Consider the following 18,439-nt stretch of genomic DNA (forward strand, 5'->3'; position numbering starts at 1 on the left):
CCTTTCCCCGCCGCATAGAAGGGCGCCATGCCGCTGACGCTGTCCGCATTGTCCGATCTTGCCACGCTCGATGTCGACGAGATCATCGACGTCCGGTCCCCCGCCGAATATGCCGAGGACCATATTCCCGGCGCGATCTCGCTGCCCGTGCTGTCGAACGAGGAACGCGCGCGCGTCGGCACGATCTACACGCAGCAAAGCCCGTTCACGGCGCGCAGGATCGGTGCGGCGCTGGTCGCACGCAATGCCGCCCATCACATCGAGACGGCGCTGGCCGACCGGCCCAAGGGCTGGCGCCCGCTGGTCTATTGCTGGCGCGGCGGGCAGCGGTCGGGCAGTTTCGCGCTGATCCTGCGCCAGATCGGCTGGCGGGCCGAGACGATCGAGGGCGGCTGGCGCAGTTTCCGGCGGCTGGTGCAGGGGGCGCTCTACGATGCGCCCTGGCCTGCGCCGGTGGTGGTGCTGGACGGCAATACCGGCACCGCCAAGACCGAGATCCTGGGGCTGCTGGCCGCGGCCGGGGTGCAGGTGATCGACCTGGAGGGGCTGGCGAACCATCGCGGCTCGCTGTTCGGGGCGATGGCGGGCGGGCAGCCCGCGCAGAAGGCGTTCGAGACGGCGCTGGCGGTGGCGCGGGATGGGCTGGACCCGGCGCGCCCGGTCGTGGTCGAGGCGGAATCGAGCCGGATCGGCCGGCTGAACCTGCCGCCCGCCCTGTGGGAGGCGATGCGGGCCGCGCCCCGGATCGAGCTTTCGGCGGCGCTGGAGCTGCGCGCGGGCTATCTTGCGCGCCGCTACCGCGACCTGACCGCCGATCCCGCGCGGCTGATGGCGACCGTCGCGGCGCTGGCCGCCCGGCACCCGCGCGAGCGGATCGAGACCTGGGGGGCGATGGCCGAGGCGGGGGCGTTCGAGGCGCTGGCCGCCGGGCTGATGGCAGAGCATTACGATCCGCTTTACGCGCTCCAGCGTGCCCGGTTCGAGGATCGGCCGCTGCACCGGGTCCGGCTGGACCGGCTGGACGCGGACGGGCTGGCGGCGGCGCTGCCGCAGGTCGTGGCGGCGGTCGCGGCGCTCAGCCCAGGCTGATCCGCGGCGCGCCCGCGGTGACGGTGCCGATCCGCGCCGCTCCCGCGCCCAAGGCGTCCAGCAGACCGGCGGCCGCGGCCTCGGGCAGCGCGGCCAGAAGCCCGCCCGCGGTTTGCGGATCGAACAGCAGGGCCGTGCGCGGGTCGGCCGGGTCCGCCCCCTCGATGCCGGAGGCCAGCGCGGCGTTCTGCGGGTAGAGCGTCGAGCGAATGCCGAGGGCCGAGAGCCGCAGCGCCCCCGCCATAAGGGGCAGGGCGTCCAGATCCAGCGCCGCCCCCACGCCCGAGGCGCGCAGCATCGACAGGAGGTGCCCGACGAGGCCGTAGCCGGTGACATCGGTCATCGCATGGGCCAGGGCGGCCAGCCGGGCGGCGGCCTGGCCCTGCCCCTGTTGCATCATCTCCAGCGCGGCCAGAAGCTCCGGCCCCGTGGCCTTGCCCTGCATCGCGGCGGCAAGGATGGTGCCCGAGCCGAGGGGTTTCGTCAGGATCAGCGCGTCGCCCGGCTGCGCGCCGTCAAGGCCCAGCGGCCTGCCCGCGACCAGCCCGGTCAGCGCGAAGCCGATCGTCAGTTCGGCCCCGGTCGAGCTGTGCCCGCCCGCCAGGTCGGCGCCCGCGGCGCGCAGCACCTCCTGCGCGCCGGCGAGGATCTCGCGCAGCGTTGCCGCCTGCATCGGCTCGGCCATGCGCGGCAGGATCACGGTTGCAAGGGCGGCCTGCGGGCTGGCGCTCATCGCCCAGATATCGCCCAGCGCATGGGTCGCGGCGATGCGCGCCATCACATGGGGGTCTTCGGTCACGGCGCGCAGGTGGTCGGTGGTGAAGACCTGCGCCCCCGCGCCATGGGCCAGGATCGCCGCATCGTCGCCCGCCCCGCGCAGCACGTCCGGCCGGGCGGGCGGGGCGAGATCGGCAAGGGCCTGGGCCAGCGCCGCCGCGCCGGGCTTGGCCGCGCAGCCGCCGCAGGGCGGTTGCCCCCCGACGAGGTCGGCGACACCCAGCGCCGCGCCGCGCGGGATGCGGGGGGGCTGTCCCATGGGCGGCAGGTGATGGAAGCGGCGCATGAACTTGCGGTCGATATGGTCCTTCCAGCGCCAGACCCAGCCGCCCTCGATCCGGGCATCCAGCCGGTCGGCGGCGGCGCGCTTGCCGCCCATCGAGATCAGCTTGAGGTAATCCTTCTGCGGGTGATAGGGCCCTGGCCGTCCGCCCGTCGCGGCCGCGCGCAGGTTCGCCAGCAGGACCGGGGCCTGCCGCACCGCATAGACCCCGGCCTTGGGGCGCGGCGCATGCGCAAGATGCGCGCAATCGCCCACGGCGAAGATCGCCGGGTCGGTGATAGACCGCAGGAACCGGTCGACCGTCACGAAGCCGTCGGTCAGATCCAGCCCGGTGCCCGCCAGCCAGCCCTGCGGCCGCGCCCCCGCCGCCCCGATCACGAGCGCCGCGGGGATGGTGTCGCCGCCCTGAAGAACGACGCCCTCGGCCGTGATCCTTGCGACAGGGGCGCCGGTGCGCAGGTGCACCCCCTGCCCCGCGATCTGGTCCATCAGCGCGGCCCGGGCGCCCGGGCGCACGTCGCGCAGCACATCCGGGGCCGCGTCGATCAGCGTGACCTGCGGCACAAGCCCCGCCTGTGCCAGCCGGTGGCGCGCGGCCAGCGCCAGTTCCACCCCCGCGACGCCCGCGCCGATCACCGCGACCAGTGGCGCCACCTCGCCCGCCCACGCGCGGGCGACGAACCGCTCCCACGCCTCGGCGAAGGCGCCCAGCGGTTTCGCGGGCACCGCATGCGCGGCAAAGCCGGGCAGGTCGGGCAGGTCCGAGGTGATGCCGATGTCGATGGAGGCGAGGTCATAGCGGATCGGCGGGCGGCCGGGCACATGGATCAGGCGGGCGGCGCGGTCGATCCCCTCGGCGCGGCCGATCACCAGGCGCGCGCCCGCATGCGCCGCCAGCGGCACGAGGTCGATTTCCAGCTGCGCGCGCGTGTAATGGCCCGCGATCAGCCCCGGCAGCATCCCCGAATAGGGGGCCGTGGGGCCGGGATTGATGAGCGTCAGCCGCACGCCCGGCACGGGGGCCATGCCCCAGGCGCGGGCGACCAGCGCGTGGGCATGCCCGCCGCCGATCAGCACGAGGTCGCGGGTCAGCGGCAGGGGGGCGGTCATCGGGGCCATGGGTGCGGGCTCGTCCGTCGGGAGTTGCGGGGGGTCAGGGCGCGCACCAGCGGCCCTGCCAGCCTTCGGCGGCGCGGAACAGGGTGCGGCGATGGCCGAGCGTGGCCAGGTGCAGCGTCTCGATCTCGGACAGCGCCCCGCGCAGCACGCAGAAGGCATGCGCGGCGGGGTCGGCGATATGGTCGCCCGGCTCGGGGATCGGCGTTCCGGGGGCGGGGCGGCCGCCATAAAGCGCGCGCGCCGCACCGGGCAGGGCCTGCCACAGGGGCGCGACCGCCTCGCCCGCCAGCACCTCGAACCGGGCGCGCAGGCGGATCTGAAGCCGCTGCGCCGGATCCCAGACCAGCAGGCTTGCCCGCGGCTCGGCCACCAGTTCGCCGACCTTGGCCGAGCGGCGGTCGGCATAGATTTCCACCCGCGCGCCGTCGCGGTCGGCCTCGCGCAGGACCACCATCCGCGCCTCGCCGCCCGACCGCCCGGCGGTGGCCAGGACCGGATGGCGGGCCGGCGCGTCGCGGTCGGACGCCCCGCGCGCAAGCTGCGCCCAGACGGCATCGAGCGTGCCGGACAGCGTCGTGAGGGGATCAGTCATGGCCCGTCATCTCCAGGTAACCGCGGCCCGGATGGCTGCCGGTGATCCGCACCGGGCCTTCCCAATAGGCGACGGTGGTGTCCATCCAGGCGGCCTCGTTCAGCGCGTCGATGATGACATCGAGGCCGCGTTCGGGCAACGCGATGCGCCAGCGCACGGGGATCGTGCGGCCCGCGATCCGGGTCGTGGCGCGCGGCTCGAATGTCACCGAACCGGGGGCAAGCGGCGTGGCGCTGCCATCGGCGGCGATCCAGGTGCCGGTGGTGTAATCGCCCCCGGCAGCGCGCAACTGGAAGGCCATCAGCCTGTCGCCACCGTCGAAATGCAGCGAGACCCAGTCCCAGCCCTGCTGGTCGGAGGCCAGCGGCTGGCTGGACCATTCCCGGTCGAGCCAGGCATTGCCCGTGACCTCGACCGGGCCATCGGGCAGGGTCAGCGTGCCCGCGACCCGGTAGAAGGGCTGCGAATAGTAGTAGCTGGCATTGCCCAGATCGGATTTCACCGAATAGCCCCGCTCGCCATGCAGCACCAGCGGCCCCTCGGCCGCCAGCGTCAGGGCATAGGCGAAATCGCTGCCCGCGGCATTCAGCCGAAGCGCCGAGAGCGGATCGGCATCGGGTTGGGCATGGCTCTCCATCCGCCATTCGTCGATCCAGGCGGCGAAGGGGGCGGCGGTGACGCCCGCCTGCCCGGTGCCGCCGCGGCCCAGCCTCTCGGCATGGAAATGGCGCTCTGCCGTGGTCAGCCCGGCATGGCCCATCCAGACCTGCGCATTCTGCCAGCCCGCGCCCGGATTGCCGGGGGCCAGCGCGTTGCGAAAGAGCGTCCACTGGATGCCGTAGTCCTGCCCGTCCGCGCCGGTCAGGTTGGCGGTCAGATACCACCATTCGATGCGGAAATCGGGATGCGCGCCGTGATCGCGCGGAAAGTCCAGCACCGCGCCGCGCTGCGGCAGGGTATAGCCATCGGCGGTCTGGCCAAGCCCGGCAAAGCCCTGGGCCAATGCGGGCAAAGGCAGGAAAAGCGCAAGGATCAGGGCCCTAACGTTCATCGGCGAAGACCTTGACCAGGGTGGCAGGTTCGATTCGTGCAAGCCGCCAGGCGGGCCAGGCGGCTGCCAGACCGCCCGCCGCCAGCGCCAGCGCGCCCAGCCACAGCCAATCGGCCGGGAAGACGAACATCGGCAGCCGCCAGCCGAAGGCCGCGACATTGACCACGGCCAGCAGCACCCAGGCCAGGATCAGCCCGACCGGAATTGCCAGCGCCATGGTCAGCGCCGCCAGCAGCATCGCGCGCAGCACTTCCAGCCGCGCCAGCGCGGTGCGCGTCAGCCCCAGCGCCCAGACCGGGGCCAGTTGCGGCAGGCGCATCGCGGCCAGCGTCAGCAGGCTGGTGAACATGGCAAATCCGGCGACGCCCATGGTCAGCACGTTCAGCGCGGCGGTGACGGCAAAGGTGCGCTCGAAGATCCGCAGCGACAGATCCTTGACCGCCCCCTGGTCGATCATGCTGTCTTCGGGCAGGCCGAATTCCTGCACCAGGGCGCGGCGCAGCTCGGGCACGGCGGCGGGATCGGTGCGGATGGCGTAGCGGCGGCGGTCGAGATCGGGGAATTGCGCCACCAGATCGGCAATGCCGATGATGACCTGACCGCGCGGGTTGCCGTAGTCCGAATAGACGCCGACCAGCGGGCGGATCGCGCCGCCCGGCAGGGGCACCGGATCGCCAATGCGCAGCCCGGCGCGGCGCCAGAGCTGTTCGTTGACGATGGCGCCCTCGGCCCGGGCGAGCCGCGCCCAGACATCCGCCTCGCCCAGCAGCATCGGCCAGTTGTCGGAATAGGTGCGGTGATCGGCGACGCCGTAGATCTCGGCGCTCTGGCCGAAGACCGGCCCCTCGACGCGCCAGATCGGCAAGAGCGCGTCGCTGCGCGGCGTGAGCCAGTCGCGCAGGCGGGTCGCCTCCTCCTCGGTCCGGGCGGTGACGTAGAGTTCCGAAGGCAGGCGCTGGTCCAGCCATTCGGTGAAGGTCAGCCGGAAGCTTGCGACCATCGTGCCCACGCCGATATTGGCCGACAGCGCCAGCATCAGCGCCATCAGCGCCAGCGACAGGCCGGGCAATTGCTGGCGCGTGTCGGCCCAGAACCATTGCGCCAGCACGCCCCGGGCCAGCCGTTCCGCCGCCCCCAGCGCCAGCGCCAGCGCGCCGGGCAGCGCCAGCGCCGCGGCCAGCAGCAGCGCGCCCAGCAGCACGAAGCCGCCGACCACTCCCTGCCCGTAGACGCCCGCGATCACCGCCACCCCCGCCAGCAGCCCGGCCAGCGCGCCCAGCGCCGCGAAACCGCGGGCCGAGGCGCGCGCCCAGGCCCGCGGCTGGGCCGAGGCCAGAAGCGGCATGCGCCAGAGCCGCCACAGGCTTTGCGCCGCCGCCACGCCCGCGCCGATCAGCGCGATGGCCAGCCCGCCCAGCCACCATTCCGGGCGCAGCGACAGGCTGCCCGACAGGGTCGCGCCGTAAAGCCCGCGCAGGGTGGCGGCCACATCGGGCAAAAGCGCTGCGGCGATGCCATAGCCCAGCGCGACGCCGACGATCCCGGCGACCAGCGCCAGCAGCATCACCTCGGCCGCCAGCAGGCCGACCAGCGTGCGCAGCGGCAAGCCCAGCGCGCGCAGCGTGCGGAACATCGCGCGGCGCTGTTCGAAGGCCAGCCCGATCGCGGCATGGACGATGAACAGGCCCACCGCGAAGGACAGGAAGCCGAAAGCGGTCAGGTTCAGGTGAAAACTGCCCGTCAGTTGCGCCACATCGGCCGTTTCCTGCGGGGCGAGACGGTCGAGGCCGGGGGCCACCGTTTCCAGCGGCGCGCGGCCCAGCGGCTGATCCGGGGCCAGCAGCAGCCGCGAGATCTGGCCCTCGGCCCGCAGCAGGGTCTGGGCGATGCCGATATCGGCGATCAGGATGCCCGGCATGATGCCCTCGGCCGCGATCAGGGGCGGCAGGCCCTCGGCGCCCTCTAGCTCGGCCACGGTTTCGGGTGCGGCAAAGCCCCGGCCGGGCGGGGTGAAGAAGCCGGAAATGTCGCCGCTTTCGCCCACGGCCTCGGGCAGCGCACCGGCGGGCATGGTGAAGGGGTCGATGCCATAGACCTGCACCGCGCGGCCCGCGCGGGCCCAGCGCCCCTCGATCAGCGGGGTGACCTGCCAGCCCGCGCGGCGCAGATCGACGAAGACCCGGTCCGGCACGCGCTGGCCATCCCTCGGCACGAGGCTTTCAAGCTGGTCCTGGCCCAGCACCTCGGCCGCGCGGTCATAGCTGGCCCGTGCCTCGGCATTGATCGCCTGCACGCCGGACCACAGCGCGGTGGCCAGCGCCAGCCCCAGCAGCAGGCTGGCCAGTTGCAGCGGGTGGCGGCGCCAATGCGACAACAGCGCGGCAAGGGCGGTGCGGCGCATCAGGCCAGCCGCCCGCCCGACAGATGCACCCGGCGCGAGAGCCGGGCGGCCAGCCGGGGCGAATGGGTGACCATCAGAAGCCCGGCACCCGCCTCGGCCACCAGTTCCAGCATCAGGTCGAGCACCGCATCGCCGGTCGCCTCGTCCAGATTGCCGGTGGGTTCGTCGGCCAGGATCAGCGCGGGCCGGGCGGCCAGCGTCCGGCCGATGGCGACACGCTGCTGCTGGCCGCCCGACAATTGCTCGGGATAGCGCCGCATCAGCCCGCCAAGGCCCAGGCGGTCGGCCAGCGCCGCGATCGCCGCGGGATCGTCGCGCCCCGACAGCCGGGCGTGAAAGGCAAGGTTGGCCCCGACATCGAGCGAGGGGATCAGGTTGAACTGCTGGAACACCAGCCCCACCGCCTGCCGGCGCAGCGCGGCCAGCGTGGCATCGTCCGCCCCGGCCAGATCGCGCCCCGCGACCTCGATCCGGCCGGTATCGGCGCGGTCGAGCCCGGCGCACAGATGCAGCAGCGTGCTCTTGCCCGAGCCCGACTCCCCGGTCAGCGCGACCGTCTCGCCCGGGTCAAGCGCCAGATCGACGCCGCGCAGCACCTCGACCCGCGCGCCGCCGCTGTCATAGCCCTTGCCAAGCCCGTTGATGGATAGAAGCATCCGCACCTCCGCTGCGCCTATCTAGCGCAGGCGCATGGCGCGGACACCCCCCACTCGCGGGACCGTGTGCCGAAAGGGCTTACTGAAAGGCGTTGCCCGGCCGGATGCCGGCCTTCTTCATCACCATGGCCGCCGGGCAGAAGCCGGTGACCGAGGCCTGGATCAGGTTCACGCCGACAAAGGCGGTCAGCAGATACCACCAGCCCGAAACCCAGGTTCCCAGGGCAAGCGAAAGCAGGATCATGAAGCCTGCGAACATCATCACGGCGCGGTCGAGTGTCATTCTCTCTGTCTCCTTGGCTGGAATCGGCCCGCCCCGGGGCGGTCACGGAAAGGATAGGGCCTGCGCCCCACAAATTCAATATTTTGAATGTTTATCCTGCGTCGATGCCCTGCCGCATCCGCAGATTGACGCCCGTCAAGCGCGACCCGGTCGCCTCGTGCTATGCTTCGGGTTGCCCATGGCGGGCCGACCTTCAGGGGGAGACAGAACGATGACCTGGACTTTCGATACCGGCGCGAAATACCACACGCAGGACACGAACTATTACTGTGGCGCGGCCTGCGCGATGATGGTTCTTGCGGAAATCGGGTTGCCCTATACCTCGATGAACCAGGACGACCTCTACAACTCGAACCACAATCACAACGTCAAGCCGGGCTGGGCGACCGACCCTTACGGGCTGCAATTCACCATGATGGACCGCAAGCCCGCGGCCTTCACCAATTCCTTCGTGGTCTACAAGCCCACGACCGAGGCCGAAGGCACGCAGAAGGTGGTCTACACGCTCTGGCGCTATCAGGTCTCGCCGATCACGCTTGTCTATGGCTGCATGCACTGGATCGTGGTGCGCGGCGTGCAGACCGATGTCGAGCCCACGCCGGGCACGCCCTATTCGGTGCTGGGCCTGTGGGTGAACAACCCCGTGCATCGCAACAACGCGCCGCATGGCGCGGGCGATGTCTGCGGCAGCGGCGGCGTGAACGGGGTCGAGGCGCAATGGGTCAGCTATGCCAGCTGGCAATCGACCTATTTCACCGGCTGCGACTATGACAGCGGCACCGGCACGCGCCAGTATATCAGCGTCTGCGACCCCGAGCCGCCGCGGATCGAACTGCCGCGCCGTCCGAAATTCGAAAGCCCCTTCAACGGGCGCGAGCTGATCCGCCGCGAAGAGGCGCTGCGGATGGTCAGCGACGGCATCGACCGCTACAGGCTGCATGATGGCGTCGAGGCGATGCGCAAGCTGCGCCAGCCGCGGTTCGAGGAGCCGGTCCTGGTCAAGCGGCTCGACCGGCTGGACGAATACTATTACCTTGCCCCGGCGATGATGGGGGGCGAGGTGCACGGCTATGCACAGGTCGACGCGCTGTTCGGCGATCTTCAGGGCGTGTCGATCCTGGCCAAGCCTGCCCGTCCCTACGATCTGGACCGAGAGCGGGTGGCGAAACGGGCGATGGACCATGTCTTCAGCCTGCGCGACGAGTTCCGCGGCCGGTTCCGGCTGCGGCCCGACACGTTCTGCGTCTCGCCGACGATGGTGTGGCGGCCCTGCCGGGAATCCTATTCGCCGCATCTGCCGTTCTGGCAGATCACCGCGGGCACGCAGACCGTCTATGTCCGGGCCGATGGCGAGATGTTCACCAGCCTGACCACCGGCGGGACCGGCGTGTGAGTTCCGGGCGATCCGAGACGGGCGGGCCTTGCGGCCCGTCCGACGCCCGCGCCGCGGCGATCGCGGGTCTTGCGGCGGGGGACGGCCTGCAAGGCGCGGTTGCCGGGGAACCGGCCTTCGTGCACCGGCTAGATCTGGCGGATGCGGGCTATTACCTCGTGCCGCTCCTGCGCGAGGGCATCCTTGTCGGCATCGCCGAGATCGAGGCGCGGGGCTGCACATTGGCCAAGGCAGGCGCGATCACGGCGCCGGGCACGCCCTTCCTGCTGGACCCCGAGGCGGCGCGGGCCGCCCTGCCCGTCCCGTCAGGGGGCGCGCCCTTCCTGGGCTGGCAGCCCTGCCGCGAAAGCTGGGACAGCTTCCTGCCGTTCTGGGTGTTCGACACGGCCGAGGGCCGGTTCCATGTCGACCAGTCGGGCCAGGTCCACCGCCAGCTCGGCACCGGGGCGCGCGGCGGCTGAGGCCCCGGCGCGACGATCCCGGGCAATCGGCAAGGTGGTGTCGTGCCTTGCTTTTTCGCGTGGCGCCGACGCCGCAGCGGACATAATGTGGCCGCAAATCCGGTTTAGCATCCGATCTGGAAACAAACGCCCGGCGGGACCGGGCCGGGGGGCCATCGGCGCAGGCAAGGCATGATCGAGTTCATTGAGGTCAGCAAGAGTTTCTGGACCGGAAAGCAGCGCAAGGTGATCCTTGACCGCGCGTCCTTTCGCGTCGAGCTGGGCAACTCGCTGGGCATCCTCGCGCCGAACGGCACCGGCAAGACCACGCTCATCAACATGATGGCGGGCCTGGAAAAGCCCGACGAGGGGCGGATCAACCGCGTCTGCCGCATCTCGTTTCCGCTGGGCTTCATGGGGGGCGTGGTCAACCGCCATACCGGCACCGAGAATGCCCGCTATATCGCGCGCCTTTACGGCCTGGACCCCGATTATGTCGAGGCGTTCTCGCGCTGGCTGTGCGGGATCGGGGAATATTACGACATGCCGGTGGGCACCTACAGCCAGGGCATGCGGGCGCGGTTCACCTTTTCGCTGATGCTGGCGCTGGATTTCGACATCTACCTGATCGACGAGGGGATGCCGTCCACCACGGATGTCAAGTTCAACCGCAAGGCCGGCGCGCTGCTGCGCGAGCGGCTGGAAAGCGCGACGGTGGTGATCGTGTCGCACCAGGCCGCGACGCTGGAGAAGTTCTGCCGCTCGGCGGCCGTGCTGCATCACGGCCGGATCCATCTTTTCGACAGCCTGGAAGAGGCCAAGGAACTCTATGACTACCAAACCCAGGGCTAAACGCTTCCGCATCCGGCGCAGCGGCGCCGCAGGCGACGCGGCCGCGCCGCAGGCGCCCGCGCCGGTCGAGGACGGTTTCGGCGCCGCGCCCTTCCCGACCGCCCGCGCCACGGCCCAGGCAACCGCTCCGGACGCCCCCGCGCAGGCGGGTGGCGCGGCGCTGTCCGCCGACCAGGAGATCGAGGCGATCCGGCGCGAGGGGCTGACCGGGCGCCAGCTGCGCATGGCCCGCCGCGTCGCCCAGAAACACGGGATTGCCGTCGCATCGGACCATGACGCGGTGCGGCTGCTGCGCAAGCGCGGGGTCGATCCGTTCCAGCGCGCGAACATGCTGGAACTCGTGCGCGGCACGGCCATCGCCACCGGGCCGGGTCAGGACGGCACCGGACAGGGCCAGTTGCCGCAAGCCCTGATGCAGCCCGGCCCCGACCTGCCCGCAGGACGACCTGCCGCTGACAGGATCGCCCCGGCCCGTCGCGCGCCCGCCGATGCGCGGATGCACGAGATCCGCGAGATCCAGCGCGACATCGCCCGCCGCCGCCGCCGCGCCCTTGCGATGATGATGGCCCGGCTGGCCGCCTTCGTGCTGCTGCCCACGATGATCGCGGGCTATTACTACTACCGCGTCGCGACCCCGATGTATGCGACCAAGTCGGAATTCGTGATCCAGCAGGCCGATGGCCAGGGCGGCGGCGGGCTTGGCGGGCTGTTCCAGGGGACCGGGCTGGCGATGCAGCAGGATTCGATCGCGGTGCAAAGCTATCTGCAATCGCGCGACGCGATGCTGCGGCTCGATGGCGATCTGGGTTTCCGCAGCCATTTCAGCCGGGAAGAGATCGACCCGATCCGGCGGCTGGCCGAGGGGGGCAGCAACGAGGCCGCCTACAAGCTGTATCAGAAGGTGGTCCGGATCGGCTTCGACCCGACCGAGGGCATCCTGAAGATGGAGGTGATGGCCGCCGATCCCGAGACCAGCGCCGCCTTTGCCGAGGCGCTGATCTCCTATGCCGAGGAACGGGTCGACGGGCTGACCCAGCGGCTGCGCGGCGACCAGATGGCGGGCGCCAACCAGAGCTATGACAATGCCGAGGCCCGGGTGGCCGAGGCGCAGGCGCGCGTGCTCGACCTACAGGAAAAGCTGGGCGTGCTGGACCCGGTCAGCGAGACCAGCGCGCTGATGAACCAGATCGCCGGTTTCGAGACCCAGCTGCGCGAGAAGCGGTTGCAACTTCAGCAGCTTCTGGACAATCCCAGACCCAGCCGGGCACGCGTAGACGGGGTCGAGGGCGATATCAGGCGGCTTGAGGACCTGGTGACCGACCTGCGCGCCTCGATGACCGAAAGCGGGACTTCGGGCGGATCGCTCGCCCGCGTCTCGGCCGAATTGCGCATCGCCGAGGCCGACCTTGCCAACCGGCAGCTTTTGCTGCAACAGGCATTGCAGCAGCTCGAGACCGCCCGGATCGAGGCCAACCGGCAGGTGCGCTACCTGTCGCTGGGCGTCAGCCCGGTGGCCCCGGACGAGCCGACCTATCCGCGCGCCTTCGAGAACACGGCGCTGGCATTCCTGATCTTCGGAGGGATTTACCTGATGATCTCGCTGACCGCCTCGATCCTGCGCGAACAGGTCTCGGCCTGACATGACGGATGTCCTGATCGGCGACCTGAGCGTCGGAAACACCCGCCCGCTGACCGTGATCGCCGGGCCCTGCCAGCTGGAAAGCCTGGACCACGCGCTGATGATCGCCCGCGCGATGCAGGATGCCTGCGCCGCGGCCGGTGCGGGTTTCGTGTTCAAGGCCAGCTTCGACAAGGCCAACCGCACCTCGCTGGGCGGCAAGCGCGGGGTCGGCATGGCACGGGGGCTGGACATCCTTGCCGAGCTGCGGGCGACGCTGGGCGTGCCGGTGCTGACCGACGTGCATGCCCCCGAGCAATGCGCCGCCGCGGCGCAGGCGGTGGACATCCTGCAAATCCCCGCCTTCCTGTGCCGCCAGACCGACCTGCTGCTGGCCGCGGGCGAGACGGGGGCGGCGATCAATGTCAAGAAGGGCCAGTTCCTGGCGCCCTGGGACATGGCCAATGTCGTGGCCAAGGTGGAATCGACCGGCAACCGGCGCATCCTGCTGACCGAGCGCGGCACCTCCTTCGGCTACAACACGCTGGTCGCGGACATGCGCGCGCTGCCGATCATGGCGCGCACGGGCTATCCGGTGGTGATGGACGCGACCCATTCGGTGCAGCAGCCCGGCGGGCTGGGCGGGGCCTCGGGCGGGCAGCGCGAATTCGCCCCGGTGATGGCGCGGGCCGCCGTGGCGCTGGGCGTGGCCGCGGTCTTCATCGAGACGCATGAGGCGCCCGACAGCGCCCCCTCGGACGGGCCGAACATGATCCCGCTGGACCGGATGCCCGACCTGGTGGCGACGCTGATGGCCTTTGACCGGCTGGCCAAGGCGCATCCCCTGCAGCCCTGAGCGCGGCCAGCGTTTTTTCGCGGGATGGGGCTTGCAGCCTGCGCGCGACCGGCGTATCTAGCGCCGCAGCATTGGGGAGTGGCGCAACGGTAGCGCAACGGTTTTTGGTACCGCAGGTTGCAGGTTCGAATCCTGCCTCCCCAGCCACCCCGAAAGAAACGACAAGTCCCGCTCTGCGCGATGTGACGCCGGGGCCGGTTTGCAGGTCGGTTTACAGAAGAACGTCAGGAATTGTCGCGCAGGGGCACCGAAACGTCCTCGGACGCCGGGCTGTTCGCGGCATGGATCCCGATCATCCGGACAGCATGGGGGATAGACCAGCCCATGCGCCGGGCGGTTTCGGAGAGTGATTCCCCGGATGGAAAGAGCCGGGTCCCCGCCGCGCGTCAACGGGGCGTGCCCTTGGGGATTTCCGGTCCGGCGCGCTTCCACATGGCGCGACTGCGCGAGGTCGAGGGGAAACCCTGGCCCGGCAGCCACGCGGGCAAGACGCCTGGGCGGGTCGCTGGGAACGCCACGCGCCTGCGCCTGCTCCGGCTTGTCACGCGGAGCGAATGCAGGCGTTGCCCCGGGCAGAGCCTGCCCGGGTGCTTCTTCACGACGATCTCCACGACGACGTCGCGCCGCGAAACGAGGGACAGGGGTCAGTTCGCCTGCATCTGAGGCGCGGCGCCGTTTCCGGACAGCCCGTTCTGCGGCGGCGCGATGCTGCCGGCGGGCGCGGGCGTGCGGGCGCCGCCGCGGCGGTCGTCACCCTCGAACGCCATCTCGACGACCTGCAGCGTCGCCGGGTCGAGCTTCACCTCGATCTGGCGGCCATCGCTGTCGCGGCCCTTGATCTCGTAGCAGCCATCGTCGATCTCGAACTTGCGCACGGTCCAGCCGTTCTGCTCGGCAAGCTGCATCGCCGCCTCGCGCGGTTGCCACTGGTCGCGCGGCGCGCGGCAGTCATCGTCGGCCAGCGCCGCACCAGCGGGCAGCAGGGCGATCAGGGCAAGGGCGGTCAGGGTCTTGGTCATGGCAGGGTCTCCTTTCATCTGCAGAAACCACTTTGGCGCGCCGACCTGAGGGCGTCCTGACGGCGCGGCGAGTCCCGCGTCAGCCTGGCGTCAGGAACACCGGCGCCGCCCGACGAAAAAGGCCCCGACCTTGCGGGCGGGGCCAGGAGGGGCCGATGGAACGGTCGGCCTTGGGGGTGGGCGGTCAGGCGATGTCGTCCGGACCGGGGGCGCGCTTGTCGCCGGTGAGCATGGCGCGGGCGAGGTTCTCGTGATGCCGCAAGGAGGCCAGCACGACGCCGCCGACATGCAGCGCGGCGAGCAGCAGCAGCAGGTTGGCCAGCGTCTCGTGGATCTCTTCCAGCGCGTCCTCGCCGCGCGCGCCGTGCTCGTGCCCATCGTCGTCGGCCCAGGCGGGCGCCACGATGGCGGGCATGGACGGCAGCATGGCCAGACGGTCGGGCTCCTCCATCAGCCAGCCGGTGAAGGCGGTGCCCGACAGCGTCACCAGCAGCGCCACGATCATCGCCGCACCTGCCGGATTGTGGCCGAGGTAACGCCGCTCACGCCCGCGGCTCATGTCGCCGAGATAGGCGAGCGTCTCGCCGGGCCTTTTCAGGAATTGCGCGAAGCGGGCATAGCGGCTGCCGACCAGGCCCCAGACCAGCCGGACGGCCACCAGACCGGCAACCGCGTAGCCCGCGACTTCGTGCACCGGCTGCAGCTCGTCTGCCGTCAGCCATGCGGTCGCGAAGGCGGCGACCAGACCCCAGTGGAACACCCGCACCAGCGGGTCCCAGACCCGGACCGCCTCGATTGTCTGCGGGACGTCATGCGTGGTTGCCTCAGTCATTGTCGCCTCCCTTGCGATCGCGCTCGCGCCGGTCGTCGTCGTCCTCGTATTCGAACTCGATCACCCGCAGCGTGCCGGGATCGACCTTCACCTCGATCCGGCGCCCCCCGGCATCGCGGCCGTCGATCTCGTAGCAGCCGTCGTCGATCTTGATGCGGCGCACGGTCCAGCCGTTTTCCTCGGCCATCCGGGCGACGGCATCGCGCGGCTGCCAGTCGGCCATCGGCACGAAGCAGTCGTCGTCCGCCAGCGCCGCGCCGGCTGGAAAGACCGCGAGAAAGCCGAGAATTGTCAATGTCTTCTTCATGGGCCAAACTCCTTGCCGCGGCCTTCGTGATACCATTCATGCGCGGTGAAGCTGACGGCAGCCTGACGGGGCATGGCCACCCGCGTCAGCCTGGTGTCAGGCAGACGGATCAGGGAGGGTCATCGGACGAGGACGGGGACGGGCATGCGCATCCTGCTGATCGAGGACGACACGGTGCTGGGCGCGGCGGTGCGCGACCAGATCGCGGCCGATGGCCAGTCGGTGGACTGGGTAACGCGGCTGGATGCGGCGGGCGACGCCATGCGCGCCACGGCCTATGACCTGATCCTGCTCGACCTCATGCTGCCGGACGGGCGCGGCATCGGCTTTCTCAAGGGCCTGCGCGCGCGGGGCGAGGTGACGCCGGTCATCATCCTGACCGCGCTGGATCAGGTCTCGGACCGGATCGAGGGGCTGAACGCGGGTGCCGACGACTATCTGGTGAAGCCCTTCGACCTTGCCGAACTCTCGGCCCGGATCGGATCGGTCGCCCGGCGCTATAGCGGCAACCCGAACCCCATCGTCACCCATGGGCCGCTGGAGATCGACCTGGCGGCCCGCAGCGTGCAGCGCGATGGCAGGACCGTCCTGTTGACGGCCCGTGAATGGGCGTTGTTCGAAGCCTTCCTCGCGCGGCCCGGGCAACTCCTGTCCAAGGCGCAGCTGGAGGAAAAGCTTTACGCCTTCGACAACGAGGTCGAAAGCAACACGATCGAGGTCCATGTCAGCCGCCTGCGCAAGAAGCTGGGCGCCCGGGTGATCGAGACCGAGCGCGGCCTGGGCTACAGGCTGGGGCGCGCATGAGCTGGCCCGCCAGCCTTCAGGCGCGGCTTGCCCTGTCGGTCGGGCTGGTGCTGACGGTGCTCTGGCTGCTGGCCGCCACGGTCACCGCGGTGCTCGTCCGGGGCGAGATGGACGAGGTCTTCGACAGCGCGCTGCGCGAGACCGCCGAGCGCATCCTGCCGCTGGCGGTGACCGATATCGTCGGACGCGAGGAACAGGGCCTCCCCCAGCGGCTCGCGCCGATCCGCGCGCATGACGAGTTCTTCACCTATATCGTCCGCGACCCCGAGGGGCGCATCCTGCTGCAATCCCATGCCGCCGACGCGGCCGTGTTCCCGCCCTGGGACGGGGCGGGCTTCCGGCAGACCGCCACCCATCGCTTCTATGGCGACGCGGCGTTGCAGGGGACGATCCGCATCACGGTGGCCGAGCCGCTGGCCCATCGCGCCGCGGTCGCGCGCGAGATCCAGATGGGCCTCGGTTTGCCGCTGCTGGTGCTGCTGCCCATAGCACTTGCGGCGATCGTGCTGGCCGTGCGCCTGAGCCTTGCCCCGCTGCGCCGGTTCCGCCTGCGCCTTGCCGCGCGCGGTGCCCGCGATCTGTCCGAGGTGCCCGCAGGCGACCTGCCCGCGGAGATCGCGCCGCTGGCCGCCACGCTGAACGGCCTGCTGGCGCGGCTGCGCGCGGCGTTCGAGGCCGAGCGCAGCTTTGCCGCAAATGCCGCGCATGAGTTGCGCACGCCGCTGGCCGGGGCCATCGCGCAGGCGCAGCGGCTGCGGTCGGAAACCCGCGACCCGGCCGCCGGCGCCCGCGCGGCCGAGATCGAGGCCACGCTCAAGCGGCTGACGCGGCTGTCGGAACGGCTGATGCAGCTGGCGCGCGCCGAAGGCGGGCGGCTGCGGACCGATACGGTCGCGGATCTGCGCGCCTTGGCGCGGGTCGTGGTGGACGATATCGGGCGCGCGGGCGCGCCGGGGCGGATCGCGCTGCGCCTGCCCGACGCGGCGGTGATGTCCGACCTCGACCCCGACGCGTTTGCCATCCTGTGCCGCAACCTGGTGGAAAACGCCCTGCGCCACGGTGCGCCGGAGACGCCGGTCGACGTGACCCTGACGGCGGATGCGCAGCTGATCGTTGCCAATGACGGCCCCGTCGTGCCGCCCGAGATGCTCGACCGTCTGACGGCCCGCTTCAAGCGGGCGAACCCGGAGGCCGAGGGCAGCGGCCTCGGCCTCGCCATCGTCGCCGCCATCGCGGAGCGGATCGGCAGCCCGCTCGACCTGGCCTCGCCCCGCCCGGGCACCACGTCCGGGTTCGAGGCCCGCGTGAGGCTTCCCGCCCCTGCGGCGTGAGACGCGGCGGATGCGAGGGCAAGAGCGCCAAGGCATCGGCAGTTCCATTCGCCTCGCCCGTTTCAAGCTCGCCCTCGATGGTCCCCATCCGGTTGGTCACATGGGCGAGGCAGATGACGGCACGACCCCGGGCTTCTGCGAAGGCGTAGCGCCCGGCGGCCTTCGACTCGACCGCCGGGACGCCGCGAGAGACGCTGTGCGGGCGCCTGTTCGGCCGCCGCGCGTTTCATCGCCACCATCAGGTCCTGACGCCCGGCCAGCGCGAGGAACGTGCCCAGCACGGCGTCGGAATGCCGGGCCAGCGCCACCGGATGTCCGTGACGTCAGCCACCGGGGCCGGTTTCAGGACGCGGACGCGGGCGCGTAGCGCGCGCATGCCTGTGCCCGCGCCGGCATCCGGGTCCATTACTGCGGCGAGCAGTTCGTGAATGACGGCAGCATCGGCTCGGACCTTCTGAAAACCGTCAGGCGGGGGATGGTCCGCGAGTACAGCCGCGGGCTGTCGGTGAAGGTCTTCGCCGGGCAATGCCGTCTCGTCGAGTTGGGCTATCGCCAGGGCGGCGCCGCCGGCTATGGGCTGCGGCGCGTGCTGATCGACGTGCATTGCCCGCCGAGCGCGGCACCTGCAGAGGCGCCGTGGTCTGGACCAGGATCACAAGAACCAGTTGCATCCGCGACCTTCACGATAACCTCCATCGACAGCAGATCGACATTCGTTCCGAGAAAGCTGCCCGCC

The 18,439-nt window shown here is 70.9% G+C and carries 17 protein-coding genes, 1 tRNA gene and 1 pseudogene; 10 read left to right on the forward strand and 9 right to left on the reverse strand.

The genetic code is table 11. The annotated features are described in order from the left end of the window. The first annotated feature begins 27 nt into the window (after positions 1-27). Positions 28-1,089, forward strand: a complete 1,062-nt coding sequence (gene mnmH / locus NHN26_RS15090) for a tRNA 2-selenouridine(34) synthase MnmH (RefSeq protein ID WP_253090189.1) — start codon at positions 28-30, stop codon at positions 1,087-1,089. On the opposite strand, the gene selD is transcribed toward mnmH, so the two are convergent. The 6 genes from selD to NHN26_RS15120 all read right to left on the reverse strand — a co-directional run bounded on the left by selD (position 1,076) and on the right by NHN26_RS15120 (position 8,251). Further along, positions 1,076-3,268, reverse strand: coding sequence for a selenide, water dikinase SelD (gene selD, locus NHN26_RS15095; RefSeq protein WP_253090190.1), 2,193 nt, complete (start codon positions 3,266-3,268; stop codon positions 1,076-1,078). The two genes, mnmH and selD, sit on opposite strands and share 14 nt — an antisense overlap. Before the next feature lie 34 nt (positions 3,269-3,302). After that, positions 3,303-3,860 carry a pyridoxamine 5'-phosphate oxidase family protein gene (locus NHN26_RS15100; protein WP_253090191.1) on the reverse strand — a complete coding sequence of 186 codons (558 nt, stop codon included), beginning with the start codon at positions 3,858-3,860 and terminating at the stop codon, positions 3,303-3,305. Further along, positions 3,853-4,911, reverse strand: a complete 1,059-nt coding sequence (locus NHN26_RS15105; protein ID WP_253090192.1) for a lipocalin-like domain-containing protein — start codon at positions 4,909-4,911, stop codon at positions 3,853-3,855. Before NHN26_RS15105 ends, NHN26_RS15100 begins: the two co-directional genes overlap by 8 nt. Beyond that, on the reverse strand, positions 4,901-7,312 hold the full coding sequence (locus NHN26_RS15110; RefSeq protein WP_253090193.1) for an ABC transporter permease: 2,412 nt from the start codon (positions 7,310-7,312) through the stop codon (positions 4,901-4,903). The genes NHN26_RS15105 and NHN26_RS15110 overlap by 11 nt, the downstream gene beginning before the upstream one ends. Further along, positions 7,312-7,968, reverse strand: a complete 657-nt coding sequence (locus NHN26_RS15115; RefSeq protein WP_253090194.1) for an ABC transporter ATP-binding protein — start codon at positions 7,966-7,968, stop codon at positions 7,312-7,314. Before NHN26_RS15115 ends, NHN26_RS15110 begins: the two co-directional genes overlap by 1 nt. Positions 7,969-8,047: 79 nt before the next feature. Further along, positions 8,048-8,251 carry a YgaP family membrane protein gene (locus NHN26_RS15120; RefSeq protein ID WP_253090195.1) on the reverse strand — a complete coding sequence of 68 codons (204 nt, stop codon included), beginning with the start codon at positions 8,249-8,251 and terminating at the stop codon, positions 8,048-8,050. A gap of 211 nt (positions 8,252-8,462) precedes the next feature. On the opposite strand from NHN26_RS15120, the gene NHN26_RS15125 reads away from it, so the two are divergent. The 6 genes from NHN26_RS15125 (at position 8,463) to NHN26_RS15150 (ending at position 13,557) form a co-directional block, all read left to right on the forward strand. Next, a complete protein-coding gene (locus NHN26_RS15125) occupies positions 8,463-9,644 on the forward strand; it encodes a hypothetical protein (protein ID WP_253090196.1) in 1,182 nt (393 codons plus the stop codon). Then, positions 9,641-10,105, forward strand: coding sequence for a hypothetical protein (locus NHN26_RS15130; RefSeq protein ID WP_253090197.1), 465 nt, complete (start codon positions 9,641-9,643; stop codon positions 10,103-10,105). Before NHN26_RS15125 ends, NHN26_RS15130 begins: the two co-directional genes overlap by 4 nt. Before the next feature lie 171 nt (positions 10,106-10,276). Continuing rightward, positions 10,277-10,936: an ABC transporter ATP-binding protein gene (locus tag NHN26_RS15135; protein ID WP_253090198.1), complete on the forward strand. Its 660-nt coding sequence runs from the start codon at positions 10,277-10,279 to the stop codon at positions 10,934-10,936. Next, a complete protein-coding gene (locus NHN26_RS15140; RefSeq protein ID WP_253090199.1) occupies positions 10,914-12,575 on the forward strand; it encodes a KpsE/RkpR family capsule polysaccharide export protein in 1,662 nt (553 codons plus the stop codon). Before NHN26_RS15135 ends, NHN26_RS15140 begins: the two co-directional genes overlap by 23 nt. Position 12,576: 1 nt before the next feature. After that, complete coding sequence (gene kdsA / locus NHN26_RS15145; protein WP_253090200.1) at positions 12,577-13,410, forward strand: 3-deoxy-8-phosphooctulonate synthase; 834 nt, start codon at positions 12,577-12,579, stop codon at positions 13,408-13,410. A gap of 72 nt (positions 13,411-13,482) precedes the next feature. Beyond that, positions 13,483-13,557 (forward strand) — tRNA-Gln (locus tag NHN26_RS15150). A 497-nt stretch (positions 13,558-14,054) separates the two neighbouring features. On the opposite strand, the gene NHN26_RS15155 is transcribed toward NHN26_RS15150, so the two are convergent. The 3 genes from NHN26_RS15155 to NHN26_RS15165 form a co-directional block, all read right to left on the reverse strand. After that, positions 14,055-14,429: a PepSY domain-containing protein gene (locus tag NHN26_RS15155; protein WP_253090201.1), complete on the reverse strand. Its 375-nt coding sequence runs from the start codon at positions 14,427-14,429 to the stop codon at positions 14,055-14,057. 184 nt (positions 14,430-14,613) lie between these two features. Beyond that, on the reverse strand, positions 14,614-15,261 hold the full coding sequence (locus NHN26_RS15160) for a cytochrome b/b6 domain-containing protein (RefSeq protein WP_253090202.1): 648 nt from the start codon (positions 15,259-15,261) through the stop codon (positions 14,614-14,616). Continuing rightward, positions 15,254-15,568, reverse strand: a complete 315-nt coding sequence (locus NHN26_RS15165; RefSeq protein WP_253090203.1) for a PepSY domain-containing protein — start codon at positions 15,566-15,568, stop codon at positions 15,254-15,256. Before NHN26_RS15165 ends, NHN26_RS15160 begins: the two co-directional genes overlap by 8 nt. 144 nt (positions 15,569-15,712) lie before the next feature. Here NHN26_RS15165 and NHN26_RS15170 point away from each other — a divergent pair, with 144 nt between their 5' ends. The 3 genes and pseudogenes from NHN26_RS15170 to NHN26_RS15180 all read left to right on the forward strand — a co-directional run. After that, complete coding sequence (locus NHN26_RS15170; RefSeq protein WP_253090204.1) at positions 15,713-16,372, forward strand: response regulator transcription factor; 660 nt, start codon at positions 15,713-15,715, stop codon at positions 16,370-16,372. Then, positions 16,369-17,703, forward strand: coding sequence for a sensor histidine kinase (locus tag NHN26_RS15175; RefSeq protein ID WP_253090205.1), 1,335 nt, complete (start codon positions 16,369-16,371; stop codon positions 17,701-17,703). Before NHN26_RS15170 ends, NHN26_RS15175 begins: the two co-directional genes overlap by 4 nt. Before the next feature lie 313 nt (positions 17,704-18,016). Continuing rightward, positions 18,017-18,316, forward strand: a pseudogene (locus NHN26_RS15180) (recombinase family protein); the annotation flags it as partial. Positions 18,317-18,439: the final 123 nt, after the last annotated feature.

It is taken from the genome of Rhodovulum tesquicola (genome assembly GCF_024128855.1).
GTDB lineage: Bacteria > Pseudomonadota > Alphaproteobacteria > Rhodobacterales > Rhodobacteraceae > Rhodovulum > Rhodovulum tesquicola.

Excerpts from the sequence above, each read along its gene's own strand:
- NHN26_RS15100 (WP_253090191.1), bottom strand. The coding sequence starts at position 3,860 with ATGACTGATCCCCTCACGACGCTGTCCGGCACGCTCGATGCCGTCTGG.
- NHN26_RS15105 (WP_253090192.1), bottom strand. The coding sequence starts at position 4,911 with ATGAACGTTAGGGCCCTGATCCTTGCGCTTTTCCTGCCTTTGCCCGCA.
- NHN26_RS15120 (WP_253090195.1), bottom strand. The coding sequence starts at position 8,251 with ATGACACTCGACCGCGCCGTGATGATGTTCGCAGGCTTCATGATCCTG.
- NHN26_RS15155 (WP_253090201.1), bottom strand. The coding sequence starts at position 14,429 with ATGACCAAGACCCTGACCGCCCTTGCCCTGATCGCCCTGCTGCCCGCT.
- NHN26_RS15140 (WP_253090199.1), top strand. The coding sequence starts at position 10,914 with ATGACTACCAAACCCAGGGCTAAACGCTTCCGCATCCGGCGCAGCGGC.
- NHN26_RS15125 (WP_253090196.1), top strand. The coding sequence starts at position 8,463 with ATGACCTGGACTTTCGATACCGGCGCGAAATACCACACGCAGGACACG.
- NHN26_RS15135 (WP_253090198.1), top strand. The coding sequence starts at position 10,277 with ATGATCGAGTTCATTGAGGTCAGCAAGAGTTTCTGGACCGGAAAGCAG.
- NHN26_RS15160 (WP_253090202.1), bottom strand. The coding sequence starts at position 15,261 with ATGACTGAGGCAACCACGCATGACGTCCCGCAGACAATCGAGGCGGTC.
- NHN26_RS15175 (WP_253090205.1), top strand. The coding sequence starts at position 16,369 with ATGAGCTGGCCCGCCAGCCTTCAGGCGCGGCTTGCCCTGTCGGTCGGG.
- NHN26_RS15165 (WP_253090203.1), bottom strand. The coding sequence starts at position 15,568 with ATGAAGAAGACATTGACAATTCTCGGCTTTCTCGCGGTCTTTCCAGCC.
- kdsA (WP_253090200.1), top strand. The coding sequence starts at position 12,577 with ATGACGGATGTCCTGATCGGCGACCTGAGCGTCGGAAACACCCGCCCG.
- mnmH (WP_253090189.1), top strand. The coding sequence starts at position 28 with ATGCCGCTGACGCTGTCCGCATTGTCCGATCTTGCCACGCTCGATGTC.
- NHN26_RS15170 (WP_253090204.1), top strand. The coding sequence starts at position 15,713 with ATGCGCATCCTGCTGATCGAGGACGACACGGTGCTGGGCGCGGCGGTG.
- NHN26_RS15110 (WP_253090193.1), bottom strand. The coding sequence starts at position 7,312 with ATGCGCCGCACCGCCCTTGCCGCGCTGTTGTCGCATTGGCGCCGCCAC.
- selD (WP_253090190.1), bottom strand. The coding sequence starts at position 3,268 with ATGGCCCCGATGACCGCCCCCCTGCCGCTGACCCGCGACCTCGTGCTG.
- NHN26_RS15115 (WP_253090194.1), bottom strand. The coding sequence starts at position 7,968 with ATGCTTCTATCCATCAACGGGCTTGGCAAGGGCTATGACAGCGGCGGC.